At 58.0% G+C, this 15547-nt stretch carries 16 protein-coding genes and 1 tRNA gene; 10 read left to right on the plus strand and 7 right to left on the minus strand.

Annotation, left to right across the window (positions count from 1 at the left end):
- Positions 1-51 precede the first annotated feature (51 nt).
- From ACYZT2_RS23990 to hemA, 6 genes are all read right to left on the minus strand, one after another.
- On the minus strand, positions 52-570 hold the full coding sequence (locus tag ACYZT2_RS23990) for an acyloxyacyl hydrolase (protein WP_461967934.1): 519 nt from the start codon (positions 568-570) through the stop codon (positions 52-54).
- Positions 571-687: 117 nt separating this feature from the next.
- A complete protein-coding gene (murI, locus tag ACYZT2_RS23995; RefSeq protein ID WP_461967936.1) occupies positions 688-1479 on the minus strand; it encodes a glutamate racemase in 792 nt (263 codons plus the stop codon).
- Complete coding sequence (locus tag ACYZT2_RS24000) at positions 1472-2227, minus strand: molybdopterin-synthase adenylyltransferase MoeB (RefSeq protein ID WP_461967938.1); 756 nt, start codon at positions 2225-2227, stop codon at positions 1472-1474. The genes murI and ACYZT2_RS24000 overlap by 8 nt, the downstream gene beginning before the upstream one ends.
- Positions 2221-3051, minus strand: a complete 831-nt coding sequence (prmC, locus tag ACYZT2_RS24005) for a peptide chain release factor N(5)-glutamine methyltransferase (protein ID WP_461967940.1) — start codon at positions 3049-3051, stop codon at positions 2221-2223. Before prmC ends, ACYZT2_RS24000 begins: the two co-directional genes overlap by 7 nt.
- A complete protein-coding gene (prfA, locus tag ACYZT2_RS24010) occupies positions 3052-4134 on the minus strand; it encodes a peptide chain release factor 1 (RefSeq protein ID WP_461967942.1) in 1083 nt (360 codons plus the stop codon).
- The gene (gene hemA, locus ACYZT2_RS24015) at positions 4131-5420 is read right to left on the minus strand and encodes a glutamyl-tRNA reductase (RefSeq protein WP_048397746.1); all 1290 of its coding nucleotides are present in this window, start codon (positions 5418-5420) and stop codon (positions 4131-4133) included. Before hemA ends, prfA begins: the two co-directional genes overlap by 4 nt.
- 235 nt (positions 5421-5655) lie before the next feature.
- Between hemA and ACYZT2_RS24020 the strand changes: the two genes are divergently transcribed.
- The 9 genes from ACYZT2_RS24020 (at position 5656) to ACYZT2_RS24060 (ending at position 14361) form a co-directional block, all read left to right on the plus strand.
- Complete coding sequence (locus ACYZT2_RS24020) at positions 5656-7380, plus strand: tetratricopeptide repeat protein (RefSeq protein WP_461967944.1); 1725 nt, start codon at positions 5656-5658, stop codon at positions 7378-7380.
- Positions 7381-7384: 4 nt separating this feature from the next.
- Entirely contained in the window at positions 7385-8002 is a 618-nt protein-coding gene (gene lolB, locus ACYZT2_RS24025; protein ID WP_461967946.1) for a lipoprotein insertase outer membrane protein LolB, read from the plus strand.
- A gap of 2 nt (positions 8003-8004) precedes the next feature.
- Positions 8005-8856 (plus strand): 4-(cytidine 5'-diphospho)-2-C-methyl-D-erythritol kinase, encoded by an 852-nt coding sequence (gene ispE / locus ACYZT2_RS24030; RefSeq protein ID WP_461967948.1) that lies wholly within the window; start codon positions 8005-8007, stop codon positions 8854-8856.
- Positions 8857-8893: 37 nt separating this feature from the next.
- Positions 8894-8968 (plus strand) — tRNA-Gln (locus ACYZT2_RS24035).
- A gap of 46 nt (positions 8969-9014) precedes the next feature.
- Entirely contained in the window at positions 9015-9956 is a 942-nt protein-coding gene (locus ACYZT2_RS24040) for a ribose-phosphate pyrophosphokinase (RefSeq protein WP_003171603.1), read from the plus strand.
- 143 nt (positions 9957-10099) lie between these two features.
- Positions 10100-10699: a 50S ribosomal protein L25/general stress protein Ctc gene (locus tag ACYZT2_RS24045; RefSeq protein WP_461967950.1), complete on the plus strand. Its 600-nt coding sequence runs from the start codon at positions 10100-10102 to the stop codon at positions 10697-10699.
- A 169-nt stretch (positions 10700-10868) separates the two neighbouring features.
- Positions 10869-11453, plus strand: coding sequence for an aminoacyl-tRNA hydrolase (gene pth / locus ACYZT2_RS24050; protein WP_461967952.1), 585 nt, complete (start codon positions 10869-10871; stop codon positions 11451-11453).
- A gap of 23 nt (positions 11454-11476) precedes the next feature.
- Positions 11477-12577, plus strand: coding sequence for a redox-regulated ATPase YchF (gene ychF / locus ACYZT2_RS24055; protein WP_461967954.1), 1101 nt, complete (start codon positions 11477-11479; stop codon positions 12575-12577).
- 383 nt (positions 12578-12960) lie between these two features.
- The gene (locus ACYZT2_RS24060) at positions 12961-14361 is read left to right on the plus strand and encodes an aminotransferase-like domain-containing protein (protein WP_461967956.1); all 1401 of its coding nucleotides are present in this window, start codon (positions 12961-12963) and stop codon (positions 14359-14361) included.
- A 6-nt stretch (positions 14362-14367) separates the two neighbouring features.
- On the opposite strand, the gene panB is transcribed toward ACYZT2_RS24060, so the two are convergent.
- Positions 14368-15183, minus strand: a complete 816-nt coding sequence (gene panB, locus ACYZT2_RS24065; RefSeq protein ID WP_461967958.1) for a 3-methyl-2-oxobutanoate hydroxymethyltransferase — start codon at positions 15181-15183, stop codon at positions 14368-14370.
- A 35-nt stretch (positions 15184-15218) separates the two neighbouring features.
- Here panB and ACYZT2_RS24070 point away from each other — a divergent pair, with 35 nt between their 5' ends.
- Complete coding sequence (locus tag ACYZT2_RS24070; protein ID WP_461967960.1) at positions 15219-15530, plus strand: hypothetical protein; 312 nt, start codon at positions 15219-15221, stop codon at positions 15528-15530.
- The last annotated feature ends 17 nt before the right edge of the window (positions 15531-15547 follow it).

The following is a 15547-nucleotide window of genomic DNA, read 5'->3' on the forward strand; positions in this document are numbered from 1 at the left end:
AGGGTAAGGTGGTTCCTGTAGAAGCGAGGCTTGCCCGCGAAGCTTTTGACGTTACAACGGCATCGTGTAATGCAATGCGTAACTCTCTACGCCATCGTTCGGGCTGCTGATTCCGGCATTGGAATAGTGCGTGGCGCGAATCCCGACTTCATGTCCGCCGGTAAAGCGCAGACCAAACCCGAAACGGTCTTCGAACTGAAAGGCGCTGCCCAGTTTGTTGTCTTCGACTTCGGTGTTGGCAAACACCGCGATGCCGATACCCGCTTCAATGTAGGGTTTGATGGTCTGACCGGCAAACTCGTACACCAGTACCGGCGAGAACGACACACTGTGATTGCTCGACGTTTCATCGCCATCCCAATAGGTGTAAGCACCGCTCCAGTAGCCGGTCAAGCGACCGATATCACTCTGCAACCAGCTCTTGTCCCAGTCGAATTGCATGCCCAGTCGGTAGGTCATGGTCGAATCGCTGGTCTGGCTGACCCCGAATTCCACCCCTGCTGCCTGCGCGGTAAAACTGTGCCCCATCAATGCGGTCGCAATCGCGGCCAAGCAGAATAGTCGCTTCATTAGAAACATCCTTTTCCGAACAATTTCGTATTTTTTATGCTGCCCAACAGACAAAGCTATAGCAGTAGGCGCTATCGGAAGTTCAGCCCAATTATTCGTTTCTTCACATTTTTTTATCTACACGTCGAAGCTTTGCACAACACCCGTCGAGTGCCACAACACCGGCAAGATATTTCTGAAATGTTCCGGATCCGCACTCGACCAGAACCGGGCAGCGCGAGCAGGTCCCTCGGCCAGCAACTCACGCTCGGCCAACAATCGTTGAAGCTGCCGTGCCACAGCAGCACCGGTATCGATCAGGGTGATGCTCTGGGGGATCATCTGCTTAAGCAGCGGCTTGAGAAAGGGATAATGCGTACAGCCAAGAATGATCGTGTCTGCACCTGCAGCCAGCAGCGGGTCGACATACCCTTGCAGCAACTGACGCAATGCCTCGCTGTGCAAATCGCCATTTTCAATCAGCTCCACCAGCCCTGGGCATGGTTGAGTGATGACTCGCACATCGGCGGCGAAACGGTCCAGCAAGGCGGCGAACTTGGCACTCTGTAAAGTGCCGGTGGTGGCGAGTACGCCAACGACACCGCTGCGCGTCGCCGCAGCAGCCGGTTTGACTGCGGGCTCCATGCCGACAATGGGCCACTCGGGGAAATCACGCCGCAAGTCGGCAACACCCGCGACGGTCGCAGTGTTGCAAGCGAGCACCAACGCCTTGGCGCCCTGCTGCTGAAAGAATTGCGCCATGACATTGCAACGCTGACTGATGAATGCCGGTGATTTCTCACCGTAGGGAATATTCCCGCAATCGCCGAGGTACAAAAGAGACTCGTTGGGCAGCAACTGCTGGATCTCGGCCAGTACGGAGAGTCCACCGACGCCGGAATCGAATACAGCAATCGGCGCTTCACGCATGGCTTGACCCGCAGACGCTGCAACCCGGATCACGCTTGACCCGCAATTCACGGAAGCGCGTGCCCAAGGCATCGATCAATAACAGACGCCCCACCAGAGGCTCGCCGAACCCCACCAGTAGTTTCAGCGCTTCGAGGGCTTGCAGACTGCCGACCAGGCCCACCAGCGGACCGAGTACGCCAGCCTCGCTGCAGGTCAGCTCGGCTTCGCTGCCGTGCCCATATAAACAGTGGTAGCACGGGCTTTCCGGACGACGGGAGTCGAAGACCGACAACTGCCCTTCCAGCCGAATCGCCGCACCACTGACCAGCGGTTTGCGCGCAGCCACACACGCGGCGTTGACCGCTTCGCGGGTGGAAAAATTATCGGAACAGTCCAGCACCAGATCCACCGCCGCCACTGCTGCCGCCAGGGAATCTTCATCCAGGGCGGAGCGATGGGCAATCAGCTGAATCTGGGGATTGATTGCGGTCAGGCGACGGATCGCCGAATCGACTTTGCTCAGGCCGACGCTGTCGGTGTCGTGAACGATTTGGCGTTGCAGATTGGTCAGGTCGACCGTGTCGAAGTCCGCCAGATGCAACTCACCGATACCGGCCGCCGCCAGGTACAGCGCAACCGGTGAGCCGAGACCGCCGAGGCCGACAATCAGCACGCGGCTTTCTTTGAGCCGTAACTGGCCGTCGATGTCGACGTGTTGCAGCAGAATCTGCCGGCTATAGCGCAGTAATTCCTGATCATTCAGCACGGCAAGCGCCCCAGACTGATGCGTTCGTGACCGCCCAGATCGGTGCGGCTATGAACCTCTTCAAAGCCGCGGATCGTTAGCAAATCGCGCACGGCTTCGGCTTGATCGTAACCATGTTCAAGCATCAACCAGCCACCTGCCTCAAGATGATCCGGTGCCTGGGCGACGATCAAACGCAGATCATCGAGCCCATCGACGCCGGCCACCAGGGCACTGGTCGGTTCGAAGCGCACGTCGCCCTCCGCCAGATGCGGATCGGTCGAAGCAATGTAGGGCGGATTGCTGATGATCAATTGAAAGCGTTGGCCTTCCAAAGCGCTGAACCAATGGCTACTCAGCACCGTGACGTTGTTCAGGTGCAGCCGCTGGCGATTGCGCTCGGCCAAGGCCACGGCTGCCAGCACGCGATCCACGGCGCTGACTTTCCAGGCCGGGCGTTCGCTGGCCAGGGCCAGAGCGATGGCGCCGCTGCCGGTGCCCAAATCGAGCACCAAGGCCTGTGTGGCTGGCAACAATTCCAGCGCGGTTTCTACCAGCAGCTCGGTGTCCGGACGCGGAATCAGCGTGTGGGGCGCGACTTCCAGGTCGAGCTTCCAGAAACCTTGCTGACCCAGAATGTAGGCCACCGGCTCACCGCTACGGCGGCGATGCAGGTACTCGGCAAACTTCAGGGCCGCTTCACTCGGGACGATACGCTCGGGCCAGGTGTGCAGAAAACTGCGGGACTTGCCCAAGGCAGCCGCCAGCAGCAATTCGGCATCCAGACGCGCGGTGGGCGAATCGGGCAAATCAGCGGCGCGCAACAAACTGGCAATGATCGTCATTTACTCACCTATCGCTGCCAATTGGTCGGCCTGGAACTCGGCCAGCAGCGGTTCGATCACCGCATCCACGCCACCGGCGAGAATTTCGTCGAGCGAATACAGCGTCAGGTTGACCCGGTGGTCGGTGACCCGGCCCTGGGCAAAGTTATAGGTGCGGATCCGCTCGGAGCGGTCACCGGAACCTACCAGCAATTTACGCTCGCTAGCGATAGCGTTCGCGGCGGCGCTGGTCTGCTGGTCGTTGAGCTTGGCCGACAGCCAGGACATCGCCCGGGCGCGGTTCTTGTGCTGGGAACGTTCTTCCTGGCACTCGACGACAATACCGGACGGCAAGTGCGTGATACGGATTGCCGAATCGGTCTTGTTGACGTGCTGACCACCGGCACCGGAGGAGCGATAGGTGTCGACCCGCAGATCCGCCGGGTTGATCTCGATCACTTCCTGCTCGTCCGGCTCGGGCAACACGGCCACGGTGCAGGCCGAGGTGTGGATGCGGCCTTGGGATTCAGTAGCCGGAACCCGCTGCACGCGGTGTGCACCGGACTCGAACTTCAGCTTGCCGTAAACGTTCTCGCCTTCGACCCGGGCAATGACTTCTTTATATCCGCCGTGCTCGCCTTCGTTCTCCGAAAGAATCTCGACCCGCCAGCCACGCCGCTCGGCGTAACGCGAATACATGCGGAACAGGTCGCCGGAGAAGATTGCCGCTTCGTCACCGCCAGTGCCGGCGCGGATTTCGAGAAATACGTTGCGCCCGTCGTTCGGATCTTTGGGCAGCAGCATGCGTTGCAGGCTGGCTTCGATTTCGATCAGTTGCTCTTTGGCTTCGCGGACTTCTTCCACGGCCATTTCGCGCATGTCCGGGTCGCTGTCCTTGAGCAGCGCCTGAGCCCCTTCGAGGTCGCCCTGCACTTTAAGCAGCTGTTTATAGGTGCCAACGATCGGCTCGACTTCCGCGTATTCCTTGGAATAGGTGCGGAACTTGTTTTGATCAGAAATGACTTCGCCGTCGCCAAGCAGGGCGGTCAGTTCCTCGAAACGGTCCTGGAGGATGTCCAGCTTATTGAGCAGTGACGCTTTCATTGCGGTTTCTTATCCGAAAAGCTATCCGATGAGCCCTCACCGAGGGCAAAGAGTTCCTGGGCCATGGCCAGCGCATCGAGGCGGCCTTCGGCAGAGAGCTTTTTCAATTGCACACTCGGGGCGTGCAAGAGTTTGTTGGTCAGGCCGCGGGCCAGTTGCACCAGCACGTCTTCGGCGCTGCTGCCATTGGCGAGCATCCGTTGGGCTTTCTGCAATTCTTCGTCGCGCATGCGCTCGCTTTGTTGACGATAGGCCTTGAGCACATCCACTGCCGCCAGTTCGCGCAGGCGAACCATGAAATCTTCGGCACCGACCGACACCATTTCTTCGGCGGCCTGGGCAGCGCCCTGACGGCTTTTCAGGTTTTCGGCGACCACTTCGTGGAGATCGTCGACGCTATACAGGTAAACGTCGTCCAACTCGCCGACTTCAGGCTCGATATCCCGAGGAACGGCAATATCCACCATGAAAATCGGTTTGTGCTTGCGCAATTTCAAGGCACTTTCCACCGCACCTTTACCGAGAATCGGCAACTGGCTGGCGGTGGAACTGATGACGATGTCGCTACGCACCAGTTCTGCGGGGATGTCCGAGAGCAGCACTGCGTGGGCGCCGAACTGCTCGGCCAGGATGCTCGCGCGCTCCAGAGTGCGGTTGGCGACCACGATTCGCTTCACCCCCAGCTCATGCAGATGGCGGGCAACCAGGGTAATGGTCTCGCCAGCGCCGATCAGCAAAGCCTGGCTACGTTGCAAATCACTGAAAATCTGTTTCGCGAGGCTGACCGCGGCAAACGCAACGGATACCGGGTTTTCGCCGATGGCGGTGTCGGTTCGCACCTGTTTGGCCGCATTGAACGTGGCCTGGAACAGTCGCCCGAGCAGCGGACCAATGGTGCCGGCCTCGCGAGCGACAGCGTAGGCCGATTTCATCTGCCCGAGAATCTGTGGTTCACCCAACACCAGCGAATCGAGCCCGGAAGCGACCCGCATCATGTGACGAACTGCCGCATCATCTTCATGCACATAAGCGCACGCGCGCAGCTCGTCGAGGCTCAAATGATGATAATCGGCCAGCCAGCGCAATACGATGTCAGCCGAAAGGTGATCCTGTTCTATATACAGTTCACTGCGATTGCAGGTGGAGAGGATCGCAGCTTCGCGGCTGTCGGTGAGTCGGCAGAGCTGCTGCAAGGCCTCAACCAGCTGCTCAGGGGTAAAGGCCACGCGCTCGCGGACGTCTACTGAAGCAGTCTTGTGGTTAATACCGAGTGCAAGGAAGGCCATTCAAGGTCGCTGATGGTGACGTGAAGCCGACAATTGTCCTACTTCGACAGAGCCAGAACAACCACTCGATATCTATCGCTCCTGTAAGAGCTGCCGAAGGCTGCGATCCGTTCTCGTTTACAAGGGCGCCGGGCCTGCGGGGATTGCCCGCGCGGGTAAATTGGCCGGGCGGTTATGTTTGGCCGAAGGCTTGTGTCATGATGATCCGACCGCAGGTTAGTCGTCCTCTTCCTATATGAATAGATCTTCCGCGTTGCTCCTCGCTTTTGTCTTCCTCAGCGGCTGCCAGGCCTTGGCGCCCGTTTCATCGGACGGTACGCCGCCGGTCGAAGACAGCACTCCAGCCCCTGAAAAGCCCAAGGTTTACAGCTCGTTCAGCGAAGAAACCGTCTTCAGTCTGTTGAGCGCCGAATTGGCTGGCCAGCGCAATCGCTACGACATTGCCCTGGACAACTACGTGACCCAGGCCATCAATACCCAGGATCCGGGCATCTCCGAGCGGGCATTTCGCATTGCCGAGTACCTGGGTGCCGATCAGGCCGCCCTCGACACCGCATTGGTCTGGGCGAAAAACGCCCCAGACGATCTCGAAGCGCAACGGGCGGCTGCCGTGCAACTCGCCCGCGCCGGTCGTTACGACGACTCCATGGTCTATATGGAGAAAGTCCTGCAAGGCAAAGGTGACACGCATTTCGACTTTCTCGCCCTGTCCGCAGCCGATACCGACCAGGAAACTCGCAACGGTCTGATGAAAGGTTTTGACCGCTTGCTGCAGCGCCATCCGCACAACAACCAGCTGATTTTCGGCAAGGCCTTGCTGCTGCAACAGGACGGCGATGCCAAGGGCGCCCTGACCCTGCTCGAAGACAATCCGCCGGACGAGGGCGAAATAGCGCCGATCCTCCTGCGCGCGCGCCTGCTGCAAGGGCTCAAGCGTGGCGATGAAGCCTTGCCGCTGCTGCAAAAAAGCATCAAGAAATACCCGGACGACAAGCGCCTGCGCCTGACCTACGCGCGCATGCTGGTTGAACAGGACCGCATGGACGATGCCAAGGTCGAGTTCTCAAGCCTGGTGCAACAATACCCCGAAGACGACGAACTGCGTTATTCCCTGGCGCTGGTCTGCCTGGAAGCCAAGGCGTGGGACGAGGCCAAAGGTTACCTGGAAGATTTGATCGCTCGGGAAAGCCATGTCGACTCGGCACACCTGAACCTGGGGCGCATTGCTGAAGAGCGTAACGACCCGCAGGGCGCATTGATCGAATACGCGCAGGTCGGGCCGGGCAACGATTACCTGCCGGCGCAATTGCGTCAGGCCGATATCCTGATGAGCAATGGCAAGGCCGCCGAAGCCCAAAGCCGCCTCGCAGCCGAGCGCGGTGAGCAGCCCGATTACGCGATCCAGTTGTATCTGATCGAAGCCGAAACCTTGTCTGCCAACAAACAGGGCGACACGGCCTGGAAAATCTTGCAGCAAGCCCTGCAGCAATTCCCGGACGATCTGAATCTGCTGTATACCCGGGCCATGCTGGCAGAAAAACGCAATGACCTGGCGCAGATGGAAAAAGATCTGCGACTGATCATCAAGCGCGACCCGAATAATGCGATGGCGTTGAACGCACTCGGCTACACCCTGTCCGACCGCACCACACGCTACGCCGAAGCCAAGGCCTTGATCGAACAGGCGCACCAGATCAACCCGGAAGACCCGGCAGTCCTCGACAGCCTCGGATGGGTCAATTTCCGCCTGGGCAACCTCGATGAAGCCGAGCGTTATTTGCGCCAGGCGCTGGAGCGCTTTCCCGATCAGGAAGTCGCCGCGCACCTGGGCGAAGTCCTGTGGGCCAACGGCAAACAACGCGAAGCCAAGCAAATCTGGAGCAAGTTCCTCAAGGAACAGCCCGACAGCCCTACCCTGCGCGGCACCATCAAGCGCCTGACCGGATCAGAGACTCTTTAAAATTATGTTTTTGCGCCACTTCATTATTTTCAGCTTCATCGCCCTGCTCGCCGGTTGCGCGGGCTTCGTTGCCCGCGAATCGGTCCAGGGTCAAGGCAACAAGGCCCAATGGCGCGAGCACAAACAGCAACTGACCGGCCTCGACGGCTGGCAGATCAACGGTAAAATCGGCATCCGCGCGCCAAAAGATTCAGGTAGCGGCACGTTGTTCTGGCTGCAACGCCAGGATTACTACGACATTCGCCTCTCCGGCCCGCTGGGTCGCGGCGCGGCCCGCTTGACCGGTCGTCCGGGCAAAGTCTCGCTGGAAGTGGCCAATCAGGGCCGCTATGACGCTCAGACCCCGGAAGCCCTGGTTGAAGAACAACTGGGCTGGAAATTGCCGGTATCCCATTTGGCATGGTGGGTTCGCGGGCTCCCGGCCCCGGACAGCAAAAGTCGGCTGACCCTCGACGTCGACAGCCGCCTGGCCAATCTCGAACAGGATGGCTGGCAGGTCGAGTACCTCAGTTATGCAGAGCAAAACGGCTACTGGCTGCCCGAGCGGATCAAACTGCACGGCACCGACCTTGATGTCACGCTGGTGATCAAGGAATGGCAACCACGCAAACTGGGGCAGTGACCATGACTGCACCACGCCTGACACTGCCCTCGCCCGCCAAGCTCAACCTGATGCTGCACATCCTCGGTCGCCGCGAAGACGGTTACCACGAGTTGCAGACGATTTTTCAGTTCCTCGATTACGGCGATGAAATCACCTTCGCCGTTCGCGACGATGGCGTGATTCGGCTGCACACCGAATTCGCCGATGTCCCCCACGACAGCAACCTGATCGTCAAGGCCGCAAAAAAACTTCAGGAGCAATCCGGTTGTTCGCTGGGTGTCGACATCTGGATCGAAAAAATCCTGCCCATGGGCGGTGGAATCGGTGGCGGCAGTTCGAATGCGGCAACCACATTGCTGGGTCTCAATCATCTCTGGCAACTGGGCTGGAATGAAGATCGGCTGGCCGCGCTGGGCCTTACGCTTGGCGCCGACGTCCCGGTTTTCGTGCGTGGCCACGCAGCTTTCGCCGAGGGCGTGGGGGAGAAACTCACCCCTGTGGAGCCCGAAGAACCGTGGTATCTCGTGCTGGTGCCGCAAGTATCTGTAAGTACAGCAGAAATTTTTTCAGATCCACTGTTGACACGTAACACTCCTCCCATTAAAGTGCGCCCCGTTCCCAAGGGAAACAGTCGAAATGACTGCTTGCCGGTGGTAGCAAGGCGTTATCCGGATGTACGTAACGCATTGAATTTGTTAGGTAAATTTACCGAAGCAAAACTCACCGGAACTGGAAGTTGTGTGTTTGGGGGCTTCCCAAGCAAAGCTGAAGCTGATAAAGTCTCGGCCCTTCTAACAGAGACCCTTACAGGGTTTGTAGCAAAAGGAAGCAACGTTTCGATGTTGCATCGCAAGCTGCAAAGTCTGCTCTAAAAGGAATCGAGTACTGGGTACTCGTTGCAACAGATACAGGGGCGTCGCCAAGCGGTAAGGCAGCAGGTTTTGATCCTGCCATGCGTTGGTTCGAATCCAGCCGCCCCTGCCATTTTCCTATACTCATCCAGGTTACCCTCAGCCTTCAGGTACTGCGCGTGTCCAAGATGATGGTCTTTACGGGGAACGCTAACCCCGATCTGGCTCGGCGTGTTGTACGTCAGCTGCATATCCCTCTCGGTGACATTTCTGTCGGTAAGTTTTCCGACGGCGAAATTACTGCCGAGATCAATGAAAACGTTCGCGGTAAAGACGTCTTCATTATTCAGCCGACTTGCGCTCCGACCAACGACAACCTGATGGAACTGGTAGTGATGGCTGATGCCTTCCGCCGCTCCTCGGCTACTCGTATCACAGCTGTTATTCCTTACTTTGGTTATGCCCGTCAGGATCGCCGTCCGCGCTCCGCACGTGTGGCTATCAGCGCGAAAGTCGTTGCTGACATGCTTACCGTAGTCGGCATCGATCGTGTTCTCACGGTTGATCTGCATGCTGACCAGATTCAGGGCTTCTTCGATATTCCGGTAGATAACATCTACGGCTCCCCGGTACTGGTGGATGACATTGAAGATCAGCGCTTCGAAAACCTGATGATCGTGTCCCCGGACATTGGTGGCGTCGTGCGTGCACGGGCTGTTGCCAAATCCCTGGGCGTGGATCTCGGGATCATCGACAAACGCCGTGAGAAAGCCAATCACTCTGAAGTGATGCATATCATCGGTGATGTCGAAGGGCGTACCTGTATTCTGGTCGATGACATGGTCGATACCGCCGGCACTCTGTGCCACGCGGCCAAGGCCCTGAAAGAGCATGGCGCTGCCAAGGTTTTCGCCTACTGCACGCACCCTGTGCTGTCGGGTCGGGCGATCGAAAACATTGAAAATTCCGTGCTGGACGAGCTGGTGGTAACAAACACCATCCCGCTGTCCGCTGCAGCACAAGCCTGTGCGCGTATCCGTCAACTGGATATCGCACCGGTAGTTGCCGAGGCGGTCCGCCGCATCAGCAATGAAGAATCGATCAGCGCGATGTTCCGTTAAGGGCCCTGCCCTTCTCATTACATCTCGTTGACGAAAAGCGCCCCGCCCCGGCATTCCTGTCGGGGCGGGGCTTTTTTGCCCATATCGCCTTTAAGCGCTGGTCGCAAACGCTGGGGCGAATGTGGTTATTTTGGAGATACAACATGAACGATTTTACTCTGAATGCTGAAGTGCGTTCCGACCTGGGGAAAGGTGCGAGCCGCCGCCTGCGTCGTCTCGCAAGCCTGGTTCCAGCTGTAGTTTACGGTGGCGACAAAGCCCCTGAATCCATCAGCATGCTGGCTAAAGAAGTTGCCAAACTGCTCGAGAACGAAGCGGCTTACAGCCACATCATCGAGCTGAACGTTGGCGGCACCAAGCAAAACGTAATCATCAAGGCTCTGCAGCGTCACCCGGCCAAAGGCCACGTGATGCACGCTGACTTCGTACGCGTTGTAGCTGGCCAGAAACTGACCGCTATCGTGCCTGTACACTTCGTTGGCGAAGCTGCTCCGATCAAGAAAGGCGGCGAAATCTCGCACGTTGTTTCTGAAATCGAAGTTTCGTGCCTGCCAAAAGACCTGCCTGAATTCATCGAAGTTGACCTGGCTGATGCCGAAGTCGGCTCGATCATTCACCTGTCCGACCTCAAAGCCCCTAAAGGCGTTGAGTTTGTTGCTCTGGCTCACGGTAACGACCTGGCTGTTGCCAACGTTCACGCTCCACGTGTTGCTCCAGAAGCTACTGAAGGCGCAGCAGAGTAATTTCACTCTGTTCGCCGGAGTGACCGGAAACATCGCGGACTAGAGCGTAGCGAGAAAGCGGGCGAGAACGCGGAGTTTACATAATGGTAAATGAGCACTTGTCGTCCACTTTCGCCGCACACCCTGATTGCGGCGATGTTATCCACCACTCCAAGGAAGGGCCCCTATCGTGACTGCCATCAAACTGATCGTTGGCCTGGGAAATCCAGGCGCTGAATACGAACAGACCCGGCATAACGCAGGGGCCCTTTTTGTTGAGCGCATCGCGCACGCGCAGGGTGTCAACCTTGTGGCCGATCGCAAGTATTTCGGCCTGACCGGGCGCTATTCGCATCAGGATCAGGATGTTCGTCTGCTGATTCCCACCACCTACATGAACCGCAGCGGCCAGGCCGTCGCGGCACTTGCCGGCTTCTTCCGCATCAAGCCTGAAGAAATCCTGGTGGCGCATGACGAACTCGATCTGCCTCCGGGCGTTGCCAAGCTCAAACAGGGCGGCGGCCATGGCGGTCACAACGGGTTGCGCGACATCATCGCGCAACTGGGCAATCAGAATACCTTTCACCGCTTGCGACTTGGCATTGGCCACCCGGGCGTTGCCAGTATGGTTTCAAATTTCGTCCTGGGTCGTGCGCCACGCGCCGAACAGGAAAAACTCGATGTCAGCATCGACTTTGCCCTCGGCGTGCTGCCGGATATCCTCGCCGGTGAATGGAACCGCGCGATGAAAAACCTGCACAGCCAGAAGGCCTGACTCTACTCCTCGGGGAAAACACCATGGGATTCAATTGCGGCATCGTCGGCCTGCCTAACGTCGGCAAGTCCACCCTGTTCAACGCCCTGACCAAATCCGGGATCGCGGCCGAGAACTTCCCCTTCTGCACCATCGAGCCGAACACCGGTATCGTGCCGATGCCGGATCCGCGTCTGGAAGCCTTGGCGGCCATCGTCAATCCAAAGCGCATCCTGCCGACCACCATGGAATTCGTCGACATCGCCGGCCTGGTTGCCGGTGCCTCGAAAGGTGAAGGCCTGGGCAACAAATTCCTCGCCAACATCCGCGAGACCGATGCTATCGCTCACGTGGTCCGCTGCTTCGAAGACGAGAACGTGATTCACGTCTCCAACAGCGTCGACCCGAAACGCGACATCGAGATCATCGACCTGGAACTGATCTTCGCCGACCTCGACAGCTGCGAGAAGCAACTGCAGAAAGTCGCCCGCAACGCCAAGGGTGGCGACAAGGACGCCGTGGTCCAGAAAGGCCTGCTGGAACAATTGATCGCTCACTTCACCCTCGGCAAGCCAGCGCGCACGCTGATGAAGAGCATGGGCGCCGATGATAAAGCAGTGATTCGTGGCTTCCATCTGCTGACCACCAAGCCGGTCATGTACATCGCCAACGTCGCTGAAGACGGTTTCGAGAACAACCCGCTGCTGGACATCGTCAAAGCCATCGCCGAAGAAGAAGGCGCCATGGTGGTTCCGGTCTGTAACAAGATCGAAGCCGAAATCGCCGAGCTGGATGACGGCGAAGAGAAAGACATGTTCCTCGAAGCCCTGGGCCTTGAAGAGCCAGGCCTGAACCGCGTGATCCGCGCAGGCTACGAAATGCTGCACCTGCAGACCTACTTCACCGCCGGTGTCGAAGAAGTCCGCGCCTGGACCGTCCGCGTCGGTGCTACTGCACCACAAGCCGCCGGCGTGATCCACACCGACTTCGAAAAAGGCTTCATCCGCGCCGAAGTCATCGCCTACGACGACTTCATCCAGTACAAGGGCGAAGCCGGTACCAAAGAAGCCGGTAAATGGCGTCTGGAAGGCAAGGATTACATCGTTAAAGACGGCGACGTGATGCACTTCCGTTTCAACGTCTAACGGTGACCGTGGATTTACACGGCTCCCGGTAAACTCAAAATCCCCGTAATCACTTGCTGATACGGGGATTTTTGCGTCTTGGGGGTCACCCCCTTCCTCCACTGTGATCCGGAATGTTGATGAGTACGTTACCGGAACTCCTCAGCAGCCGGTTCCGCCACGCGGGTACGCTGCCGAGTTATGCAAGAATGGTTGTATTGGCAATCACAACAGGGATTGAAGAGCATGCCATTTCCTCTCGAATGTCGTCTGGTTTTGCTTGATGTCATTGCCCTGAGGCCCAGGGTCATCGCTGAACTTGAACACCTGGAACAACATGCCTCAGGCATGCCACGCCAGGTCGCCAGCATTGTCGTGAAGTGGGCACACAGGATTTTCAGCACGTGAGCCTGGATACAACCAAAGACGCTTCCTTCGCCTATCAGGCGGTGTACCGCTATTTGGTCGAGTTGATCGAGACCGCCAATTCCGAACGTGAGCAAAAATTACCGTCCTTGCGGCAACTGGCTCGGCGTCTGAACGTGTCGGTGTCGACGACCAAGTACGCCTATTCCCTTCTTGAGGACGAGGGGCGGATTTATGCCAAACCCAAATTCGGTTATTTCATCAAGGCGATGCCGCCCCCTTTATTAAGCGAGGGCTCGCCCAATCTGTTGGACAACGTATTCTCCAACGCACGCCAGCCTGGGATGCTGGCCCTTAGCAGCGACGCGCCGGCTATGCTGTTGTCGCTGGAAAATCCACTGTTGATGATGGAGCGCGAACTGGCTCGGCAATATCCGCGCTCCCATGCACCACTCTATCAGCCATTCGGCGAACCCGAGTTGCGCGGCGCTCTGGCCGACCGATACACCCGTTCCACGCACTGCTACTGGCAGGCCGAGCATGTGTATATCGGCTCGGACCTGCGCAGTGTGCTGGAGTTGTCCCTCAGTGCCCTGAATTTGGTTGGCACTGTGGCGCTGGTGGAATCGCCGTGTTCGTGGGCGATCCTGCGCCAGTTGCAAGCGGCAAAGATTCGCGTGATCGAAGTGCCCCTCGGCGAGGATGGACGTTTCAACCTGCCCGCACTCAATGAGCTGCTCAGGCGTGAGCCCATCCGGCTGGCAGTGCTGTCGTCGACCGTAAACATTCCCCAAGGCAATTTGATGCCAGCGCAGGATAAGCAGCAGATCTGTCGATGGTTGGCGGAGCGGGACATCTGGCTGTTCGAAAATGACAGCTACGGTGAGTTCTATTTTTCCCCCCTGCCCGCCCGCTATCGCGACTTTGCCGATCCGGAAAAGCTGCTGGTGTTCTCGACCTTCGACAAGATCATTGGCTCGGAAGCCCCCTACGGTTATGTGCTGTGTCGCCGACACGGGCCTCAGTTGCATCGGCTATTCCTGGAACGGGCATTTCGCCTGTCGCCGATCCGTCAGAAAGCGATCGCCAAACTCTTCAGTTCCAAGCGCATCGACCAGCATCTGATGGTGTTGCGGGCCATGCTGCTGGACCGTATGACACGGATGAAGGTCCTGCTGGAGGAACAAGGTGATGCCCCGTTACAGATTGTCGCCCCGCAAGGCGGCGCGACGTTCTGGCTCGAGGCCATACATCCCGTGGACATGCGACGGGTGTTCGAGCGCTTGCTGGCCCAGCGCATCGTTATCGCCCCCGGGGAAATCTTCAGCCAGCAGGGGGCCTGGCGGCATCACGTGCGCCTGAGCTACACCCTCGACTGGAGCAAGGATATTCCCTTGGCCCTGAAGAAACTGGCCCAGGCTATCAATGATGAGTCCTAACCATGACTAGAGCCCATAGCAATGCCGTGACTCAGGGAATCGGCCATCGCGCACCTCTTCGGCAAAACGCTCACAAGCGTCGCGAATCACCGCGCCGACATCGGCGTACTGTTTGACGAATCGCGGTACCTGCTCGCCGCCCAAACCCAGCACGTCTTCGGTCACCAGCACCTGGCCGTCGCAGGCCGGTGAGGCGCCGATGCCAATGGTGGGCATTTTCGAATCCAGAGTAATTTGCCGGGCTACGCCTTCGGCCACACCCTCGAGCAACAGACTGAAAGCTCCGGCTTCGAGATTGGCCCGAGCATCTTCGGCAATTACCGCGCCGGTTTCGGCGGTCAGGCCCTGGGCCTTGAATCCCCCCATGACATTGACGAACTGCGGCATCAGCCCGACGTGGGCCATGACCGGAATACCGCGCGCCACCAGAAACTCGATGGTACCTGCCAGAGCTTTGTTGGCTTCCAGCTTGACGGCATCGCAACCGGTGCGCGCCAGGACCTGCGCGCAATTGCGAAAGGCCTGCTCGTTGGATTCCTGATAGCTGCCGAACGGCATGTCGGCGATGACACAAGACAGACGTGTGCTGTCGACCACGGCCCGGGTGTGGCCGATGATTTCTTCGAGCTGCATGCTCAGCGTCGAGGCCCGACCATAGCCCACCATTGCAGTAGAGTCACCGACCAGAATGAAGTCGACGATAGGGTCGATCAGCCTGGCAATAGAGCTGGAGTATGCCGTCAGGGATACGATTTTCTGTTGGCCCTTCATCGCGACCAGTTGCGGAACCGTCAATCGTTTAGTACGGGTATGAGTGCTCATAAGTGTCTTCTTATGATGATTGAAAACTCCACGGGATGGTCATTACAACCGACCGAGTACAAATCGCGATTGTTCAACCTCCGATGATTAAAATCGTCGAAATTACGCTGAATTTCTTCCATGTTGTGCTCAATGTCCAGGATGAGGAAGTGCCCGATTATTGGTTAAACGCAAGAAAACTCAATGTACAGATTTGCGCTAAAAAGCAACCCAGATGCATTGTCTGGTTGTCCCGCCCGGTAATTGGATGGACCATTGCCAGCCAGATACCTGATGGCATTATTCAGACGACATGGCCCGTTCAAGGGCTTGGTTTCGAATGCTGTTTCAGTCGCGAATTTTCATAAGTACCAGTTTAGAGTCC

The organism is Pseudomonas sp. MDT1-85 (assembly GCF_054898065.1).